Genomic DNA, 17,511 nt, shown 5'->3' on the forward strand with positions numbered 1-17,511 from the left:
CGGCCACGGTGGCCACGGCGGCCACGGTGGCTACAGACGCCCCTTCTACGGACGCGGCTACAGACGCCCCTTCTACGGACGCCGCTACTGTTGATACTCAGTTAGCAAAGCCTAAGCACTGAGTGATTCCTGCCTTTAAACTTTGCACTTAGTAGGGAAACTAGAAGACTCACATAACTCGCTCAAGATAAATCAAGTTATGAGAGAGTTTGAGCCATCTCCCATATTCTCTTAATGCATGACATCAACGGGACTAGACCCAAGAAAGATAGATGCTACCTTTAGCATCTATCTTTCTATTTTGCCTTTAACATATTGCAAGGGAAAAATCAATTTCTAATATGGATTCTGAAAATTTTTGGTTAACTGGATGCAAATTATGCCTCTAATTTTGCCGAGTCTATTACCGCCTTTCGCTCCCAAATCCAATCGAGTAAAATCGGATTAACTAACTCCGGTGCTTCATCCTGGGGACAATGCCCTACTCCCTCTAAAGGGATAAACTTTTCTACCTGCGGGAAGTTGGCTAATTCTCTACCTAACTTAATTGGTTCCCACGGGTCTGCTGTTCCCCATAAGATAATTGCAGGACAGGCTAACAGTGGTAAAAGGTCTTCTGGTAGAGGCCCTGTAGAATAAGAAGTAAAGGCAAGAAACACAGCTACAGCACCCGGATCACTTGCTGGTGAAGTGAGAATATCTACCAACTCATCTGTCACCACCTCAGCATTAGCATAGGCTTGCAGCAGAATTTTCCGCACTGTTTTTGGTTTGGCGAGTTGATTGAAAAAGAAATCACCAATTGGTTTAATAGATAACAGGCGTTGCAGTAGAGGCGCTCCGTAACGACGAGACAAAGGTAAAGTTACCCGTTTGCGATCATGCAACAGCCGTAAAGAACAGTTGAGCAAAGCAACTCCTAAGGCAATATCTGGGTTGCTTACTGCTGCTTGCATGGCTACAATACAGCCAATAGAATTTCCGACTAAAAAAGCTGGCTCACCAACAACTTCGCGGCAAAAATCTGCTACTTGCTGTCCCCAGGTTTCTAGTGTGTAGGCAATTTTTTCACCAGGTTTAGGTTTTGCGGAAGCCCCAAAACCAATCAAATCGATCGCATAAACACGGCAATTTTCCGCTAATACGGGAATATTTTTTCGCCAGTGCCACCAAGAAGCGCCAAATCCATGCACCAGAACAACAGCTGGGCCAGTGGTTCCTTGGGTTTGATAGCAAATAGGGAAATCTTGCCAAATCCAGGTTTTTGTAGAGGTAAGTGCTGTTTTTGAACTTGAGGTTGTCATGGGAAGTTTGATGAAAACAAGGGTAAAAGCCTTTTAGCAGCAAGGCGCAAGTAAAATTGTTTTGAATCGGAATAAAATTTATCAGATTTTCAAAGTAAATCCTTTGCTCTAGTGATAACTTAGACGTACACCGCGAAAGCTTCTAGGCTAATAACACTAGCATCAAGCTGATAGTTTTATCCAGCATAGAAAGTGTTCATCTTGTTTATAGAGGTAATTTACTCATAACTTTGATTATGTCAGTATTTAGGAGTCATAGCTTCTGCAATATGAGTCATATTTTCGCTATTTTTTAGATGTGAGCGAATTAGCATCAGTGCTAGATTCAGTAGTTTCACAATTTACGACAGCCAATTTGGTCTATAAGATTGTCGAATATGAGGCATCGGCTAAGGGGTGGTTTGCAACTGGAAACTGACGCTGAATTTAACAATATTTTTCTTGTTCCTAGTTCTGCGAGCCAGAAATCATGAATCTACTAGAAACAATCGATACTCCCGTTGGGAGCTATGCACCCGATTTTGAACTGCCAGGAATTGATGAGCAAGTACACCATCTCAGGCGTTATCTTGAGAAGTTCCGAGCAGTTGGCGTTATTTCCATGTGTAACCACTGCCCTTATGTAGAGTGGTATATAGACAGGTTAAAAAACATTCAAGCCGAATTTGCCCCCAAAGGCTTCACATTAATTGGTATGAATGGTAGTGATGGTAATTACAACACTAGGTCAAGCTTTGAATATATGAAAGCTTTTGCCGAGTGTCACAACTTAAACTTCCCCTACCTGTGGGACTCAACGCAAGATGTGACCCGCAGTTTTGGTGCTACTAAAACACCAATGGCATTTTTAATAGATACTAATGGTATAGTACGCTACAAAGGTAAAATTGACGATCATCCCCAAGACCCATCAACGCCGGGAGAGGATTATTTAAGAACTGCGATCGCTTCTCTGTTTCTTGGTCAAGAAATAGATATACCACAAACAGAACCAATAGGTACTACACTGATTTGGCGTAACTAGACATAGATAGTCCCTGTAACTGCTATCTTAAATTGGAGGCAATTGCAACTTTTTTGATAAAGCGGAACTTCATGGGAACGAATTACCGACGGGTTTTACTCAAACTGAGCGGTGAAGCCTTAATGGGCAACATGGGCTATGGCATTGATCCCGAAGTGGTCAAAGGCATAGCACAAGAATTAGCAGAGGTGATAGCCACTGGCACTCAAATCGCCATAGTTGTTGGCGGCGGCAATATTTTTCGTGGCGTCAAAGCAGCGTCGGCAGGGATGGACAGGGCAACCGCTGACTATATTGGGATGATTGCCACGGTAATGAATGCCATGACGCTGCAAGATTCGCTGGAACGCATAGGAGTACAGACGCGGGTGCAAACTGCGATCGCTATGCAAGAATTAGCGGAACCTTATATCCGTCGTCGTGCCATCCGTCATCTTGAAAAAGGACGGGTGGTAATTTTTGGTGCTGGTTCTGGAAATCCCTTCTTTACTACAGATACGACTGCGGCATTAAGAGCCGCAGAAATTGATGCAGAAGTGATTTTTAAAGCCACTAAAGTAGACGGAGTGTATGATGCTGATCCTCATATTTATCCTGATGCCAAGCGTTACAATAGCCTCACCTACGCGCACGTTTTAGCCAAAGATTTGCGGGTGATGGATAGTACTGCGATCGCCTTATGTAAAGAAAATAATATCCCAATTCTGGTATTTGACCTAACGGTGCGAGGTAACATCCACCGAGCAGTCTTGGGAGAATCTATCGGCACCCTTGTGGGAGGTTCTTGTGAAATTAGCTGAAGCTGAGAGTACGATGCAAAAAACCGTTGAGTCAACTCAACGAGCTTTTAACACGATTCGCACTGGTCGCGCCAATGCGAGTCTATTAGATAAAGTATCGGTGGACTATTACGGTTCGCCCACTTCCTTGAAATCATTGGCAAACATCAGCACACCTGATGCCACGACGATCTTAATTCAACCCTACGATCGCAGCAGTTTAAATATAGTCGAAAAAGCGATTTCCCTCTCAGATGTGGGTTTAACCCCCAGCAATGACGGTACCGTGATTCGGCTGAATATTCCGCCTTTGACAAGCGATCGCCGTAAAGAACTCGTCAAAATGGCATCGAAGTATGCTGAAGAGGGCCGTGTTGCTATTCGCAATATCCGCCGAGATGCTATAGATGCCATTCGCAAACAGGAAAAGAATACTGAAATTTCTGAAGATGAAGCGCGGGATCAGCAAGATAAATTGCAAAAACTGACAAACAAGTACACCGCCAGAATCGATGAATTGCTAGCAGAAAAAGAAAAGGACATCACAACCGTTTAATCTAAGGTAGGGAGGATGGGATCAATCCCTCTCCCTATCTATAGCGGTATAAAAACTTGATCCCTGGTACTTTACTTCCATTTTTAGCTAGGTGTAGTAGAGGTAGTCAGAGTACATAACATCATTCAGATGCTTGAATTCTATTTAAAGACATCTGTCACAGTGCTGCACCTAGCTATAAACTAATATAGATTTCATCAAAGTTTTAAACATATAAACCCCAAATCGATTAAGGGAAAGGTTTTCCCTACAAAATATCTACCAAAAAATAAATATTTAGCAAAATAAAACTGAATGCTATGTAATTTTCAGCAGTAAATCTTAAAATTAGTTAAAGTCTGCTCAGACTGCATCTTTATCAAAAAAAGATATACAGCGGAAAATCACTAATTCAGGAGCAAAAATTCAGCCATATGTACGACTGCATCATCGTCGGCGCTGGGCCAGCTGGTGGAACAGCTGCATATCATTTAGCCAAGCAGGGTCGCTCAGTATTAGTGTTAGAAAAAGAATCCCTACCAAGATATAAACCTTGTGGCGGTGGTGTATCTCCAGCGATCGCTCAATGGTTTGACTTTGATTTTAGCCCAGCGATTTCTGTAAAAGCCGACTCTCTTCGCTTTACCTGGAAATTGGGCGACCCCGTGGAAGCGAAAATCGCCACTAAAGAACCAGTCTGGATGGTGCGACGAGATATTTTTGACCATTTCCTAGTCCAGCAAGCACAGAAACAAGGGGCTGAACTACGAGACAATACGGAAGTTACAGGTATTGAGTTTAAAACTGACTATTGGCAAGTTAACACAGCCAATGGGCCAGTTACTGGTCATTACTTAATCGCGGCTGATGGTGCCAAAGGGCCAATGGCAAAATGGCTAGGCTTCAAAGACCGTAAACGCCGTTTAGCAGGAGCTTTGGAAGCAGAAGTTCCCGCAACTGTGAAGGACAAATCCACAATCCACTTCGAGTTTGGCTTGGTAAAAAACGGTTATATTTGGAATTTCCCGAAGGCGGACGGTTATTCAATTGGTGTCGGTACCTTTATTGGTGGCGAACCTCAGGACTTTAAGAAGATTTTAGATGAGTACGCGCGATCGTTTGATGTAGATATCAAAACTAGTAAGCAGTATGGTTATCCCCTTTGCTTGTGGGATGGCAACCAAAAGTTGCATACTCAAAATGCGGTTTTGGCTGGGGAAGCTGCTTGTGTAGTTGATCCGATGACAGCAGAAGGCATTCGTCCGTCAATTTTTAGCGGTTTGATTGCAGCAGGAGCCATTAATGAGGCACTTTCTGGTGATACCAACGCTTTAGAAAAATATAGTGAAGCCATTAATGAAGAATGGGGTACTGAGATGGCTTGGGCGCAAAAATTAGGTGGAGCATTCTATCGCTTTCCTGGCATTGGCTACAAAGTTGGTGTTAAGCGCCCCTCTGGTGCCAAAATCATGGGTAAGATTCTGTGTGGAGAACTGCGCTATGGCGATGTCGCCGGTCGTGCCCTCAAGCGTTTAATTCCTGGTTTTGGGGGTTAAATATTAGAGATTAGGTAACGAATCTCTACCGGGCGAGATGCCCACACTTCGGAGTCAGCAGAAGTGTGGGTAGTTCACTTAAACCCAGCAGAACGACGATAAAGTAACCAGATAAATAGCGGTGAACCCAGCAACGCGGTGACAGAACCTACTGGTAGTTCTACTGCTCCTAGTCTAGAGAGTAAATCTGCAAAAGTTAGTAACCATGCACCTGCAAGGGCGGAAAGTGGCAAAACAAAGCGATGATCTGTACCAACGATCAGGCGGACACCGTGAGGGACTACAAGACCAACAAATCCAATCAAACCACTAATACTGACTGCACCTGCGGCTAATAAAGTGGCGACACCACCAATTAACAGACGCGATCGCGTCAACGAAACCCCCAAACCCACAGCTAAATCATCTCCCAAAGCCAGCACATTTACCGATCGCGCCAGTAAGCATCCCCCAAGCAATGCAACAATGATGTAAGGGCCAGCCGTAGCAATTTCTTGCCAACCCCGTCCGTTGAGACTACCAACTAGCCAACTGAGCGCAATTTGAATTTGACCATCTTCAGCTAAAAGCAGCAATGTGCTTTGCACAGCACCAAATAAAGAACTCACCGCCACTCCGCCTAAAATCAAGCGCTCCACTGAAATTCCCGACCCCGCACGACCGAGCAAAATAACGATTGCTGAAGTCAAAATTGCTCCCATCCACGCTGCTAAAGGAATTGCGATCGGGAATATTTGCCACACGATCATCAGAATCACAATTAATCCTGCACCCGCTGAAATGCCCAGAATAAATGGATCGGCAAGACTATTGCGTAACATTCCTTGCAGCAGTGCTCCTGACATTCCCAAGGCTGCGCCGACAATGAGAGCAGCTGTAATCCGTGGGAGTCGCAAATCCCAGAGAATTGTCTGTTTAACCGGATCGCCTTTTCGGAGTATGGCTTGCCCAAATTCCGACATACTTAAAGGTACTGCTCCTTGAGAAAGTGACAGCGCTAGCGTTACTACCAGTGCTGCACTAAGGAGCAAAACAGCCCAAAGTACACGGTGTTCAGTAAAAATTGTCTGAAATGATCTAGTGAAATTCCGATCTAGTAATTTCATTAACTATAATTTGTCCCAAACAAAGCTGTATTTAATGAGGAAATTCTCAATAGAGGTATTTGCATATTTATCTTAGTCTTGATCATTTTTTCTAGTACAGCCCGGTGTTACGAAACCACCAATTTTAAATTAATGAAACGCTTAATATCAATTCCGGCTAATTACTTATCATTTGTGATTGCAACTGTAACAAAGTGAAATGTTCACCTTTGGCGTTCCCACAGGGAAGCAATCCCAAAAACCTTGTGATTGCTTCCCTTCTGTACGAGAGGCTTGGCGAAGGGTGACAATGACGGTTATTTAAGCGGACATGATATAAGTATTAAGATAGATAAAATTTATCCCAATCGGTCGATGAAAAGTAGTATTCAAAATGTGCTAATAGAAACTGCAAAGTAACTGCTAAATTTCAGCTACTTAGTAAAAAAGGATATAAACCAAAATTTATTTTACACCTTTTTTGTATACATTTAATTAGGGAAAAATGGAAGATTCAGTATTTGTTATATTTCTTGCCTTTGGATCTATTTGGATTTTGATGGGAGTTGTAGGTTGGATTGCTTTTTTAAAATCTGAGGGTGAGGAAATTAAGTTTGGTAAGTGGGGACTTATAGTTGCTATTCCAATCCTAATACCAATAATTGTTGCTCTGATTATTGGTGTACTTTATCGTTAGTAAAAGGAATAATTTACTTGTTCATCGCACCCCTAACCAAAATTACTGTACTTTCTACACCAGAGGCGATCGCTTCTGGAATATTACCTTGAATCGCTTGCTGCAACAAGCCCTCACGTGAAGCTCCCAAAACTACAACATCGTAACCTTCGGTTTTCACTAGGTTAATCACACCTTCCGCAACTGAATTAGCTTGGACTGGGAGAGCAACTACAGTACTGGACAATTTGCGGCGACGCATCAAATGGCGGATGGCTAGTTCTGAAACTGACATATCTGGCTTGAGTTCAGATGGCTTAAATACCTGTGTCAGGCGAATTTGCGGATCATTTCCCAATGTAATTAAAGCAGGTAACAATTTAATCGCCAGAGGGGAATTGGGGCCACCAGCCATCGGGACTAGCCAGCGGTTGAAGGAGTGCTGAGTGTGGAGTGTTGTTAGTGGATAGCTGAGGTTTAGCCCGTGTGGAGTGCTGTTAGCAATAGCGGGGTTTTTAGACTGTGTGGGGTGCTGAGTAGTGCCCAACTTTACCAAAACTACTTCGCAGGTGGCTTGGCGAATTATGGTGTCAACAACGTTGCCAAAAATCCGACCAGGGGTAGATGTGTTACCTTTCCATCCCATTAAGATTAGGTCGATGTGTTGTTCGTTGATTGTCTCCAAAATTGCCTGTGCTACATCGTGAGTAACTCGTATCTGCGTGTGTAAGGGAATTTTCCACTTTTTTGCTAAGACTTCTGCCTGTCGTAGCAAGCGGCGACTTTTTGCCGTCCTTACCTGTGTTTCCGATGGGGAACTGTGGCGAGGTATCAACATCACTTGCACACAATCTATTTCATAATGGCGATCGCGGGCAATAGCTACTGCCATTTGTAATAAAATAGCGGCTGTTTCGGGATTAGCTACAGGCACTAATAATCGACCACTGCCAGTACTGGGCGATCGCGTTTGGTAAACTATGTATGAAGGTTCTGGTCGGAGTTTAAGAGTCCGGTTATCACAATTGAGATGATCTGCTTCCGCCCGAATAATATCTGCACGAGTAATAATCCCGATCAGTTTTCGTCCATCCAACACAGGTAAGCGGCTGATTTGATAGCGATCGAGTAAATACAGCACATTGCTCAGGGTGTGGATTGGTGTTACTGTCATCGGGACAGGGGTCATAATTTCTTTTAAGAAAATATCGGCTAAATTGCGTTCGTGAAACGTGTGCTTTGCACTCTCCCGGATTTTCAGCAAATCTGATTGCGTCACAATCCCTACTAACTTGCTATCTTCTACCACAGGGAAACCGCGATGATGGGAACGAGCAAAGGACTGCATTGCTTCTTCCAAGCTCATCTCTGCATCCAGAGTTTCTACCCGTTCTTGCATCACATCTTTTGCGGTTAACTTGGTTAATGCTCCTTCCATAGGAGCTTCTTTGGTGAGAGTGATGCCTTTTAATTCCAAAAGTTTCTCATAAAGCGAACCAGGCACTACCTTATCCGCAACCAGGTAGGCTGCTACAGAAACAATCATTAAAGGTAGCACCAGATTGAAATCTGTAGTCATCTCAAACACAATCACAATTGCTGTGATTGGCACTTTAGAAACGGCGCTAAAAAATCCCCCCATACCCGCTAGCGCGTAAGTAGTAGGAGAACCTGTTCCGGTGATGTATAGCTCAGAGACACCAATGATATGTCCTAAACAAGAACCTAAAATTAAGCTGGGAGCAAATAATCCCCCCGGCGCTCCTGAACCAAATGCGATGAGTGTGAGAATAAACTGGGCCGCAAAGGCGATCGCTGCTACGGTAGGATGGGCCCCTCCAGTAATTAAGGACTCCCGTAATCCCGTATTATCACGAAAGGATGCCGGGAGCATTGCCACGACAACACCAGAGATAAATCCAGCCAAAGCTACCCGTAACGGTAAGCTGATATGTAATTTTCGATAAAATTTAATACTAAATATTAAGCCGCGATTAAACAATGCACCTAACAACCCTGCCAAAATACCCAAAAGTACGAAAAAGGGAATTTCTGGGATGGAGAATTGGCTGGAAGATTGTACCAATTGCAGGTTAAGGTCAAGAGAGCCACCACCTAAAAGTCGGGATATCACCCCTCCAATAAAGGAGGCGATAATGGCAGTTCCCAAAGTCAATCCTGATAAATCTTGGAGTAATTCTTCAACGATAAACAATACACCTGCGATCGGGGCATTGAAAGCAGCTGCCAAACCTGCACCCGCACCAGCTGCAATCATTTGCCGTCGATGATCTGGGGAAGTGGGAACCCAGCGACTCATCCCTGCTGCCAAACCTGCCCCTACGTGAACGGTGGGGCCTTGTCGTCCCAGAGTCATGCCAGAACCTATGGAGATGATGGCACTGAGTAACTTTATACCTGCCACGCGCCAGGATAATGCCATCGGCACATTGGCAAGAGTTGCTTTGACTTGCGGAATACCGCTACCATAAGCCTCTGGTGCCAACCTATCCACCAACCATCCAGCTAGAAATCCCAGAATAAGACCAATTGCCGGTAGTGCCAGCCATGCCGGGAAAATGTGGGTAGTATGGACACGCCATGTCCCCAGCCATCCCGATCCCACTTTCAGGAACACCGCAGATAGGGCTGCAACCAGACCGATAATACAAGCTTCGGCGATCGCTAAACCTCTTCTAGGCTGCCACCAGGTGCGAAAGCGCTGATTCATAGCAATTTTGGATTTTAGATTTTGGACTTTGAATTACAAGTCTGTACCAAAAAGCTGCTCAGTGGAATCTTATACCAATTGGTAAATCGTAATTCGTAACTAAGCAAGTCGGATGTATCGTGGGTTTGGTGGTTTGGATCTGTTGCTTTATTTTAGAGAATTGGTATCAGAGGATGGTTTAAAAGTCTTGGCGAATATGATGATTTGCTACTATAGCAGTCCGCTTTGATTTTTGAATTTATTTGTGTAGACAAGAGGCAACATGAAATAAGGTTCAGATACCCAACTTCTTAAAAAAGTCAAGGATCTTGTTGTTCACCAAGGATTTAGGATTGCCATACAAAAGCACTCTTCCCAATTACGAATTACGAATTACGAATTACGAATTATTTAATTGCTTCTCCCCGTAGTGGATAGCCCTTCTACTATCAGAGATGGAGTATAACAAGAACCATTCCAATCAGCATCATTACCCAGTGTAACCAATTGCTTCAGGGCTGTGTAGACATTACCTGCAACCATCGTATCCTTAACGCGCCCAATTACGTGACCATTTTGGACGCGGTAGCCTAAATCAACGTTGATTGAAAAATCTCCAGAAATGCTGCCGCCACCACCTAGCATTTGATCCACAATTATGCCATCATCCAGTTCTTTAATTAAATCTGGTAAAGATGCCGAACCTGGCTCAATCAGAAAATTAAATAAACCAGGGGTGGGATAGCTACCTAAACCAGGGCGAAAACCATTTCCAGTGGTGTTAGTACCCAGTTGGCGACCGGTGGTGCGATCGCCATAAAAATGCTGTAAAATCCCGTTTTGGATAAATACTAAAGATTTAGTAGGAGTGCCTTCATCATCAAAAGGACAACTGTAAGGCCCGGCTTCCGGGTCTTGGTAGAGGGTGAGACTGGGTGCTATTACTGGGGTACCCAGGCGTTCTGCCCAAGGGGAAGCTACTTCTAAGACCCGCTTGCCATTCAAAGCTTCTTGCACAGTACCCCAAAGCATATCAGCTGCTTTAGAAGTGAACAAAACCGGGATGCGACCAGTAGGAGGTGAAATATTTTCTCTGGCCCAAATTAACCGTTGTAAAATTTGGTTAGCCAATATCTCAGGGTGGAGTTCGCCCCGCTTGGTTTGACCATCGGAAACACTTAAAAAATCATCACCGCGCACCCATTCTGCTGATATATAGCAGTTGAGGGTAGTATCGGTGTAGTGACAATCTAAACCTTTAGTGTTGACTATTCTGGTGGTTTCAACATCACATTCCCAGTCACCGTTGCAAACAACATCGGGATAGGCATCGCGGATGAGTGCGATCGCTTCTTTGCCCCAATCTACCAAAATCTCTATCGGCACACTTTCCCCTAAATCTGGGTAGGAGGGCTGAAAGTTAGAGCCTAATTCTACTGTTTCTGGTTGATTCAGTTGACTAAGTGCCAGAGCTTTTTCCACCATTACTTCAGCTAGGACAGACCCGTAAGCCACCGTAAGTCCTGGACGCCCGTTTCGCCAAAGCCGTAGGGCTGTACCTTCAGATTGACTGGTTTCTAGCTGTTTGAGTCGGTTTGCCTCAAAAAACACTGGACGAGAAAGCGATCGCGACTGATACACCTCAGCAGCTTCTGCTCCAGATTTTATAGCTAGTTCCAGCAACTGTTCGGCTAGTGTATCTTGTGACAAATTTTCAGAACCCATGACCCTTAGTGAATTGTGGATTTTGAATTGCATATCAACGCCCTCTCTTGAAAGTGCGATCGTCGGCTTTTGACGATTAAACTTTCCGCTGATGAACGCAGATAACCATCCAAAAATCATCAGCGTTTCCTTATAGTTACGATTTGAAACCGCAGATCAACACTGATGGACGCAGTTAATTATCCCAAATCATTGTCATGTCTCAACGGATCTAGTCATTAGTCATTAGTCATTAGTCATTGGGCATTGGGCATGGTTATTCTCCTTGTCCCCCTGTCCCCTTGTCCCCTTGTCCCCTTGTCCCATTCCCCACTCCCCACTCCCCATTCTCAAAGATTAACCTCTTGCAACAGCCAAAAACCAGCAAAAGATTGTGCTTTGGGATCAGACTGCACACCGATAAAATGCACTCCGTTAGCTTTTTGCTTGGCTTCTTCAAAACCTTTGGCTTCTGCTAAAATTTGAGGTTTTTTAATATTTGCCACAATCCAACTTTCAGTTACACCAGTTTCTAAAAGCAATCTCGCCTCTTCGCTGGTATCAAATCTTAAGAAAGCCAACTCCAAACCAGACATCCAGCCTGCCAAGGGCAACGCTCTCGGTGAGAAAATCAAAATACCAGGAATACGGGCTTCGGATGAAACTTTCGCCAACTCTAGGGGGAAAGCTTCACCAAAGCCAATTTCCCACTCTGGCATCTCGGCAAAATCCGCAGCATCTAAAGTAACAAATACCCACTGCTGTCCTTCCAAAGCATCTGGTAAACGTTGCGGCAAAGGTTTCTCCAAGCGGACTGAGGGATTGGTCCCCCCTTGATACCCTGCCTCTTGAGGATATACTTCCTCCATCCGTTGTTCTAACCATTGGTTGAGAGCCAAAGTACGGCGGCTAGGCTGGGCGGGAATGCCCAAGTCTTGGCAGGCTTTAGTAATCATATTGTTCATTTGGCGGCGGAAAAAGCGGATTTTAATTGGTGCTTTTCCAGCTTGGGTAATAGCCTCTTGCAATGCTGCCCGCAACCAGCCCGAGTTTACCTGGGTACTGGGGCAATATTGAGCATAGCGAAACAAAGAATCTGGTTTTGTGCCAATATCCACAGGGCTTTCGCAGACTAAGACTTCCCAAATTTTTTTCTGATTATCGTCCAAAATCGGACGGGAGTAAAAATCGATTTCCCAAATACTGCCCATGTTTTGCGGTAAAAAGCTGGCTGTTATGTTTTCCTGATATGTTGATCATACGAGTCTTATGGCAGTAGGGGAATAAGCGAGTGGGGAGTGGGGGAGCAGAGGAGAGTTTTTGTACAAGTTCTTTCCCCTCTGCCCCTTCTTCCCCTCAAGCTTGTGGAAATGCGGGTAAATATAGCCAAAAATCTTTAGTCTACTTCAGTAGACTTTAGCTAAAAGCCAAAGAACTTTAGTTCTAGGCGGGTGAGTCAGCCAGCATTTAAGCTATTTCTAGGCTTTTCTTGACACCAATGTACCCTGCGGGAAGCCTTCGGCTACATGAATTGCCCCTACGGGAAATTAAGGCTTTCACTGCCTTTTTGGGTAAGTCCTGTCATGTTTTGAGCAAAACATAGGAAGTTTTTGGAGTGATAGGTTTGACGATCGCTCTTAAAGGGGTTTATTGTCTCCATAATATAAATACAAAATATGTCAAAATAATTCGTAATTGATCATGAAGCTAACTAATTCGTAATTATAGAATTCAATTACAAATTACGAATTGATCCTAAAAGGCCCTAGAGAGGTAGATGAATGCAACTAGAAGATTATTTTGAGTTTATAGACCCAGATGACATCCGTATCAAAGGGCATCGCATTGGTATTGATAATGTGATTCAATATTACTTGCAAGGATATTCACCAGAGCAAATTATAGAGGAATTACCTTCCCTGAATTTGGAGAAAATCTACGCGACGCTTACCTACTACCTGCATAATCGTGTTGAAATAGATGCTTATATGTTGCGGCTAGCAAAGTGGCGAGAACAGCGCTATCAAGAATCATTAGCTAATCCTTCACCTTTAATGCAACGTTTAAGAGCATTAAAGGTGCAACGTGAGCAGGAGTTGCTAAATTCTTGGTGAAGGTACGTTTTCTCCTTGATGAAAATTTGTCGCCCAAGCTGAAGACATCTGTTTTGCGCCTCAATCCAGCAATAGATATTCTGCGGGTAGGCGATGCCGAAGCACCGCCATTAGGTACGCTTGACCCAGATATCCTGCGCTACCTGGAATTATCCCAACGAATATTGGTTACAGACAACCGCAAAAGTATGCCCGAACATCTGGAAGAACACTGGGGAGATGGAGGACATATTTGGGGACTAATTTGGTTGCGTTCCAGTGGCAACCTTAGTATTTGGGCAGAAACAATTTATTTGATTTGGGAAGCGACTGAGGCAGAAGAGTGGATTGATAGATTGGATTGGATTCCACTTTAAGAATTTGGCGTTGCTGAATTGAAAGTATCCCCTCATTTTCCCCGGTTGATCCAAACGCCTCTGAGTCCAGCCGCTTTAGCTGCGTAGTAGTCTTCTATGATGCTATCGCCAATATGCCATGCTGCCTCTGGAGAACATTGATGTTTATCTAAGGCAATAGCAAAAATTTGAGGATCGGGTTTAGCTGCACGTACCTGGGTAGAAATGGTGACGGAGGTAAAAAACTCTCTCAATCCCAAACTTTGCAATACAGAGTAAATCCGAGAATCAAAATTGGACAGTACCCCCAAGGTAACTCCCAATCGCCGCCAGTTGATTAAAGCTGGTAAAACATCGGGATAGACAAACCACGGTTCGGCAGTGCCAAAATGGATGTAAAGTTCGCTAAAAAAAGCCGAAAAGTCAGAAAATTCCTTGAGAACACCTGCACTTTCAAAAGTATTCAGGGCAATTATCCGCCACCAATCAAACTCGCGCTGGGGAATATCTTGCAGTTCTGCATCTAGAAATATCGGCGGCGGCGCTGCTTTAAAACTTTTGATGAAGGCTGTATTCAATGTTTCGGCTGAAACTGTAACGTCAAATTCTTGGGCTATCTGACTATAAACTTCGCCCACACTACCTTTGACATCGAAGAGTGTACCCACAGCATCTAAAAAAATAACTTTCGGTTGTTCCATCAAAGTTTAAAAATTTTGAATGTTGAATGTTAGATTTTGGCTTGTTAAAGAGCTTCTGTGGGTAGAGTCTAGCATCTGCAAAGTAGGTTGGCGAAAATAAAGCAAATCATCGTAAATGCCTTGGTTTTTTACTAATGCCCAACCTTAAGTTACCGAGAAAGTGTTTCTATAATCGGACGGACTAGCCAATTAAAACCAACTTTGAGTTGATGGTCTAAAGTTGGCAACCTATATAAATAGGCAATCCGCCGGGCGACGGATGCCAAGCGACCATCTAGTTTAATTCCCAAACCAGTGAGAGTGGCGTTGTCAATTCCTAGTGCCATCATTTCTCCTAACTGTTGGTAGTGGAAGGGAAGGAGGGGGCGATTAGTCAGACTTGCCCAGATATTCCAAGCAGTATAATCAGCTTGTTGGAAGGCGGCTTGTGCGGTGGCGGGGACTTGTTGTCCTTCAGCATCATGACAGTCTGCTAAATCTCCCAAGGCAAAAATTTCTGGATGATCGAGAACTTGCAGATTGGATGTAGTGCTGATTTGACCACGCTGGTTTTGCTTGAGGGGAAGAGATTTCACTACGGGCGTAACCCTAGTTCCCACAGTCCAAATTACCAAATCCACGGGAATTGTATCTAACTGGTTTTTGTACTCTAGGGAAATGGTATTTTGTTCTATTGATTCGACTTTGGTTTCTAAATCAATAAACACGCCACGGGCTTCTAAAGCTTTCTTTGCTGCTTCCCGGTTAAACTCTGGGGAAGTTCGCAAGATTTGGTCAGCAATTTCAATGATCCGAAAGCGTCCTCTTTCACCTAGTCTGTCGGCTAACTTACAGGCTAACTCGACACCACTGTAGCCAGCCCCAATAATTGCTACCCGAATTTTATCAGCATCCGATTCTTCTAAAAATCGCAGGCGTTCTTCCAAACGATAAACATCAGAGATTGTACGGAATGGGTAGGCGTAGGATGTTGCACCAGGGACTAAATCTAACGGGGTTTCACCTCCTAGCGCCAGTACTAAGCGATCGTAAGGGATTTCCGGCCCTTCATGTATATTTACCAGTTTCTGGTCGATGTCAATTCCAGACACAACCCCTTGATAAAAACGCACCCCTGTGCCTTGTAAAAGTTCTTCAAACGGTGGGGCAATTTCCCAGGTTTGTAGTTCGCCAGTGAGTAATTCGTAAAGTAAAGGAGAGAATAGGAAGCGATCGCTTTGATCTACCAGAACAATTTCGGGTTTTTGCGTAGATTCCCAAGGTAATTGGCTTAAGCGCAAGGCTGTGTAGAGACCACCAAAGCCTCCGCCAAGGATACAAATTCTAGAAGTTTGTTGAGTCATCGATTCTATCTATGGGACGGTCAATACTAGCTGGGCAACTAACTTCAGTCTAGTAAGTTAAAGCTGACTTTTCAAAATCCCATAAAGTTTTTCCGGGATTAGTCATTAGTTATTAGTCATTTGTCACGGTTATATAACTGAAGATTCGCTATAGTTAACGGTTAACAGGCAACGGCTAAAAGGAGTTAAAGAGATGGAAATTAAGCCAACTGACCCATCGCTAGCACTCATGGAAATTCCCCCTGGCTATCTCAACATTATGGGTTACGTTGATAAGTCAGAAGTTAATGGCCCTGGTTGTCGTGCAGTCATCTGGGTACAAGGTTGTCTTCGTGAGTGTCCTGGCTGCTTTAATACTAACTCCTGGTCTTTTGAGGCTAACCAATTGATTGCTGTTGATACCCTTGCCGAGAATATTCTCAGCAATCCCCACAACACGGGTGTAACGTTCTCTGGTGGAGAACCCTTTTGGCAAGCAACTGAACTGGCATCTTTAGCTCGTAAGGTAAAAGCTGCTGGATTAAATGTAATGTCTTTTACTGGGTTTACCCTCAAGCAACTACAGTCTCAATCCGCACCGCCAGGTTCCCAAGCTTTGTTAGAACAACTTGATATCCTGATTGACGGGCCTTTTGTCCAATCTCTGGCAATTAATTCTCCCAACTCTCCGGTTTCTTCTAGCAATCAACGGGTTCGGGTATTAAACCCGGCTTTCCAAGACCAGATTACCTGGGCCAGTGACCAGATTGAGGTTCATGTCCTCAAGGATGGTAGCCGCATCGTTACTGGCTATCAAGGTGGGCTGGAATTGACGTAGGGGCTAAGGGGGGAGTTCTATTATTTGTAAATACACAAACAAAGCCTGCATCGGCAGGCTTTCCCCGTAATTATCTTTAGGATTTATGCTAAAACACAACGCAACTCGTTATTAATAGTTAGAACGGGAGCCAGAGGAACTTACCACATTAGGGTCACTATAACCTACAGTATTATCGGCTCTGCGGCTCTTGCGACCAAACAAACCAAATAAACCGAGCAAGCCCAGCAAACCCCAATCGCCATCTTGGTAATCTCCGTCGGTAGCAGTGCGATCTGTAGTGGTATCTGTGACAGTACCATCAGGAGCGGCCGTTGTTTGAGCAGAAGCGGGCAAAACTGTGGGCAAGGTAGCCAAACTTAAAGCTAGGACAGTACTTCCTAAAATTTTGGAGACATTAAAGCGTTTCACGATCACATTCCTCAATTGAATTGCTGTCAGTAATAGTTAAAGCTTATTAAGTTCTGACAGCGACAGCATCAATCTTTAGCTGCAAATATAAATCCGCTTAAAGTTGCATTTGCGAGCGAGTAAATAAGCATTTTGGTAGACAATAAACTATCATGCATGGCAAATTAAGCAATATTGACATCCTCCCGGCGCTAATCAGGAGTACCTGATATAGCGGGGGATTCCAAAGATCGCTCTTTGGACTTCCTCTTTCCGCGACCCGACTTACTTGGAGGAGTTTCCTCACCCACGCAGAGGTCGATGTCTCCAGAGGCGATTAACGTTCCTGTGTGCCCCACAGTACGGAGTCCAATTTCAAGAATATTCAGCGCTGCATTATGGTCACGGTCTAAGGCTGTTCCGCAATGGGGGCAGCAA

16 protein-coding genes and 1 pseudogene are annotated in these 17,511 nt (G+C 44.1%); 8 read left to right on the plus strand and 9 right to left on the minus strand.

All coding sequences use genetic code 11. The annotated features are described in order from the left end of the window. Window positions 1–377: 377 nt before the first annotated feature. Complete coding sequence (locus F8R90_RS00700) at window positions 378–1,304, minus strand: alpha/beta fold hydrolase (RefSeq protein WP_196508726.1); 927 nt, start codon at window positions 1,302–1,304, stop codon at window positions 378–380. Window positions 1,305–1,773: 469 nt separating this feature from the next. Here F8R90_RS00700 and F8R90_RS00705 point away from each other — a divergent pair, with 469 nt between their 5' ends. The 4 genes from F8R90_RS00705 (at window position 1,774) to F8R90_RS00720 (ending at window position 5,198) form a co-directional block, all read left to right on the plus strand. Next, window positions 1,774–2,328, plus strand: coding sequence for a thioredoxin family protein (locus F8R90_RS00705; protein WP_196508728.1), 555 nt, complete (start codon window positions 1,774–1,776; stop codon window positions 2,326–2,328). A gap of 71 nt (window positions 2,329–2,399) precedes the next feature. Continuing rightward, window positions 2,400–3,128: a UMP kinase gene (gene pyrH / locus F8R90_RS00710; protein WP_069074277.1), complete on the plus strand. Its 729-nt coding sequence runs from the start codon at window positions 2,400–2,402 to the stop codon at window positions 3,126–3,128. Beyond that, complete coding sequence (gene frr / locus F8R90_RS00715; protein ID WP_190894096.1) at window positions 3,115–3,663, plus strand: ribosome recycling factor; 549 nt, start codon at window positions 3,115–3,117, stop codon at window positions 3,661–3,663. The genes pyrH and frr overlap by 14 nt, the downstream gene beginning before the upstream one ends. Window positions 3,664–4,076: 413 nt before the next feature. Next, on the plus strand, window positions 4,077–5,198 hold the full coding sequence (locus F8R90_RS00720; protein ID WP_196508730.1) for a geranylgeranyl reductase family protein: 1,122 nt from the start codon (window positions 4,077–4,079) through the stop codon (window positions 5,196–5,198). A 74-nt stretch (window positions 5,199–5,272) separates the two neighbouring features. Here F8R90_RS00720 and F8R90_RS00725 read toward each other — a convergent pair whose 3' ends face one another. Next, window positions 5,273–6,304 (minus strand): FecCD family ABC transporter permease, encoded by a 1,032-nt coding sequence (locus F8R90_RS00725; RefSeq protein WP_196508732.1) that lies wholly within the window; start codon window positions 6,302–6,304, stop codon window positions 5,273–5,275. A 484-nt stretch (window positions 6,305–6,788) separates the two neighbouring features. Here F8R90_RS00725 and F8R90_RS00730 point away from each other — a divergent pair, with 484 nt between their 5' ends. Then, entirely contained in the window at window positions 6,789–6,980 is a 192-nt protein-coding gene (locus tag F8R90_RS00730) for a hypothetical protein (protein WP_190894099.1), read from the plus strand. 13 nt (window positions 6,981–6,993) lie between these two features. Here the strand turns inward: F8R90_RS00730 and F8R90_RS00735 are convergent, their stop codons facing one another. The 3 genes from F8R90_RS00735 to F8R90_RS00745 all read right to left on the minus strand — a co-directional run bounded on the left by F8R90_RS00735 (window position 6,994) and on the right by F8R90_RS00745 (window position 12,584). Beyond that, window positions 6,994–9,690 carry a chloride channel protein gene (locus tag F8R90_RS00735; protein ID WP_196508734.1) on the minus strand — a complete coding sequence of 899 codons (2,697 nt, stop codon included), beginning with the start codon at window positions 9,688–9,690 and terminating at the stop codon, window positions 6,994–6,996. 390 nt (window positions 9,691–10,080) lie between these two features. After that, window positions 10,081–11,394, minus strand: coding sequence for a TldD/PmbA family protein (locus F8R90_RS00740; RefSeq protein WP_196508746.1), 1,314 nt, complete (start codon window positions 11,392–11,394; stop codon window positions 10,081–10,083). A 329-nt stretch (window positions 11,395–11,723) separates the two neighbouring features. After that, entirely contained in the window at window positions 11,724–12,584 is an 861-nt protein-coding gene (locus tag F8R90_RS00745; protein WP_196508736.1) for a Tab2/Atab2 family RNA-binding protein, read from the minus strand. A gap of 570 nt (window positions 12,585–13,154) precedes the next feature. Here F8R90_RS00745 and F8R90_RS00750 point away from each other — a divergent pair. Then, window positions 13,155–13,487 (plus strand): DUF433 domain-containing protein, encoded by a 333-nt coding sequence (locus F8R90_RS00750; protein WP_100897038.1) that lies wholly within the window; start codon window positions 13,155–13,157, stop codon window positions 13,485–13,487. Next, window positions 13,484–13,843: a DUF5615 family PIN-like protein gene (locus F8R90_RS00755; protein WP_196508747.1), complete on the plus strand. Its 360-nt coding sequence runs from the start codon at window positions 13,484–13,486 to the stop codon at window positions 13,841–13,843. The genes F8R90_RS00750 and F8R90_RS00755 overlap by 4 nt, the downstream gene beginning before the upstream one ends. 32 nt (window positions 13,844–13,875) lie before the next feature. Here F8R90_RS00755 and F8R90_RS00760 read toward each other — a convergent pair whose 3' ends face one another. Together F8R90_RS00760 and F8R90_RS00765 are read right to left on the minus strand one after the other, a co-directional pair. Continuing rightward, on the minus strand, window positions 13,876–14,523 hold the full coding sequence (locus F8R90_RS00760; protein WP_190894103.1) for an HAD-IA family hydrolase: 648 nt from the start codon (window positions 14,521–14,523) through the stop codon (window positions 13,876–13,878). A 149-nt stretch (window positions 14,524–14,672) separates the two neighbouring features. Continuing rightward, window positions 14,673–15,866: an NAD(P)/FAD-dependent oxidoreductase gene (locus F8R90_RS00765; RefSeq protein ID WP_196508738.1), complete on the minus strand. Its 1,194-nt coding sequence runs from the start codon at window positions 15,864–15,866 to the stop codon at window positions 14,673–14,675. Between the two features lie 193 nt (window positions 15,867–16,059). Here F8R90_RS00765 and F8R90_RS00770 point away from each other — a divergent pair, with 193 nt between their 5' ends. Then, complete coding sequence (locus F8R90_RS00770) at window positions 16,060–16,683, plus strand: 4Fe-4S single cluster domain-containing protein (protein ID WP_196508739.1); 624 nt, start codon at window positions 16,060–16,062, stop codon at window positions 16,681–16,683. Window positions 16,684–16,794: 111 nt separating this feature from the next. Here the strand turns inward: F8R90_RS00770 and F8R90_RS00775 are convergent, their stop codons facing one another. Next, the gene (locus F8R90_RS00775) at window positions 16,795–17,094 is read right to left on the minus strand and encodes a WGxxGxxG family protein (protein ID WP_196508741.1); all 300 of its coding nucleotides are present in this window, start codon (window positions 17,092–17,094) and stop codon (window positions 16,795–16,797) included. 191 nt (window positions 17,095–17,285) lie between these two features. Beyond that, window positions 17,286–17,511 (minus strand): annotated as a pseudogene (locus F8R90_RS00780) (RNA-guided endonuclease TnpB family protein); the annotation flags it as partial.

It is taken from the genome of Nostoc sp. NZL (assembly GCF_015714705.1).
Classification (GTDB): domain Bacteria; phylum Cyanobacteriota; class Cyanobacteriia; order Cyanobacteriales; family Nostocaceae; genus Nostoc; species Nostoc foliaceum_A.

Excerpts from the sequence above, each read along its gene's own strand:
- F8R90_RS00700 (WP_196508726.1), bottom strand. The coding sequence starts at position 1,304 with ATGACAACCTCAAGTTCAAAAACAGCACTTACCTCTACAAAAACCTGG.
- F8R90_RS00705 (WP_196508728.1), top strand. The coding sequence starts at position 1,774 with ATGAATCTACTAGAAACAATCGATACTCCCGTTGGGAGCTATGCACCC.
- pyrH (WP_069074277.1), top strand. The coding sequence starts at position 2,400 with ATGGGAACGAATTACCGACGGGTTTTACTCAAACTGAGCGGTGAAGCC.
- F8R90_RS00720 (WP_196508730.1), top strand. The coding sequence starts at position 4,077 with ATGTACGACTGCATCATCGTCGGCGCTGGGCCAGCTGGTGGAACAGCT.
- F8R90_RS00725 (WP_196508732.1), bottom strand. The coding sequence starts at position 6,304 with ATGAAATTACTAGATCGGAATTTCACTAGATCATTTCAGACAATTTTT.
- F8R90_RS00730 (WP_190894099.1), top strand. The coding sequence starts at position 6,789 with ATGGAAGATTCAGTATTTGTTATATTTCTTGCCTTTGGATCTATTTGG.
- F8R90_RS00735 (WP_196508734.1), bottom strand. The coding sequence starts at position 9,690 with ATGAATCAGCGCTTTCGCACCTGGTGGCAGCCTAGAAGAGGTTTAGCG.
- F8R90_RS00740 (WP_196508746.1), bottom strand. The coding sequence starts at position 11,394 with ATGGGTTCTGAAAATTTGTCACAAGATACACTAGCCGAACAGTTGCTG.
- F8R90_RS00745 (WP_196508736.1), bottom strand. The coding sequence starts at position 12,584 with ATGGGCAGTATTTGGGAAATCGATTTTTACTCCCGTCCGATTTTGGAC.
- F8R90_RS00750 (WP_100897038.1), top strand. The coding sequence starts at position 13,155 with ATGCAACTAGAAGATTATTTTGAGTTTATAGACCCAGATGACATCCGT.
- F8R90_RS00760 (WP_190894103.1), bottom strand. The coding sequence starts at position 14,523 with ATGGAACAACCGAAAGTTATTTTTTTAGATGCTGTGGGTACACTCTTC.
- F8R90_RS00765 (WP_196508738.1), bottom strand. The coding sequence starts at position 15,866 with ATGACTCAACAAACTTCTAGAATTTGTATCCTTGGCGGAGGCTTTGGT.
- F8R90_RS00770 (WP_196508739.1), top strand. The coding sequence starts at position 16,060 with ATGGAAATTAAGCCAACTGACCCATCGCTAGCACTCATGGAAATTCCC.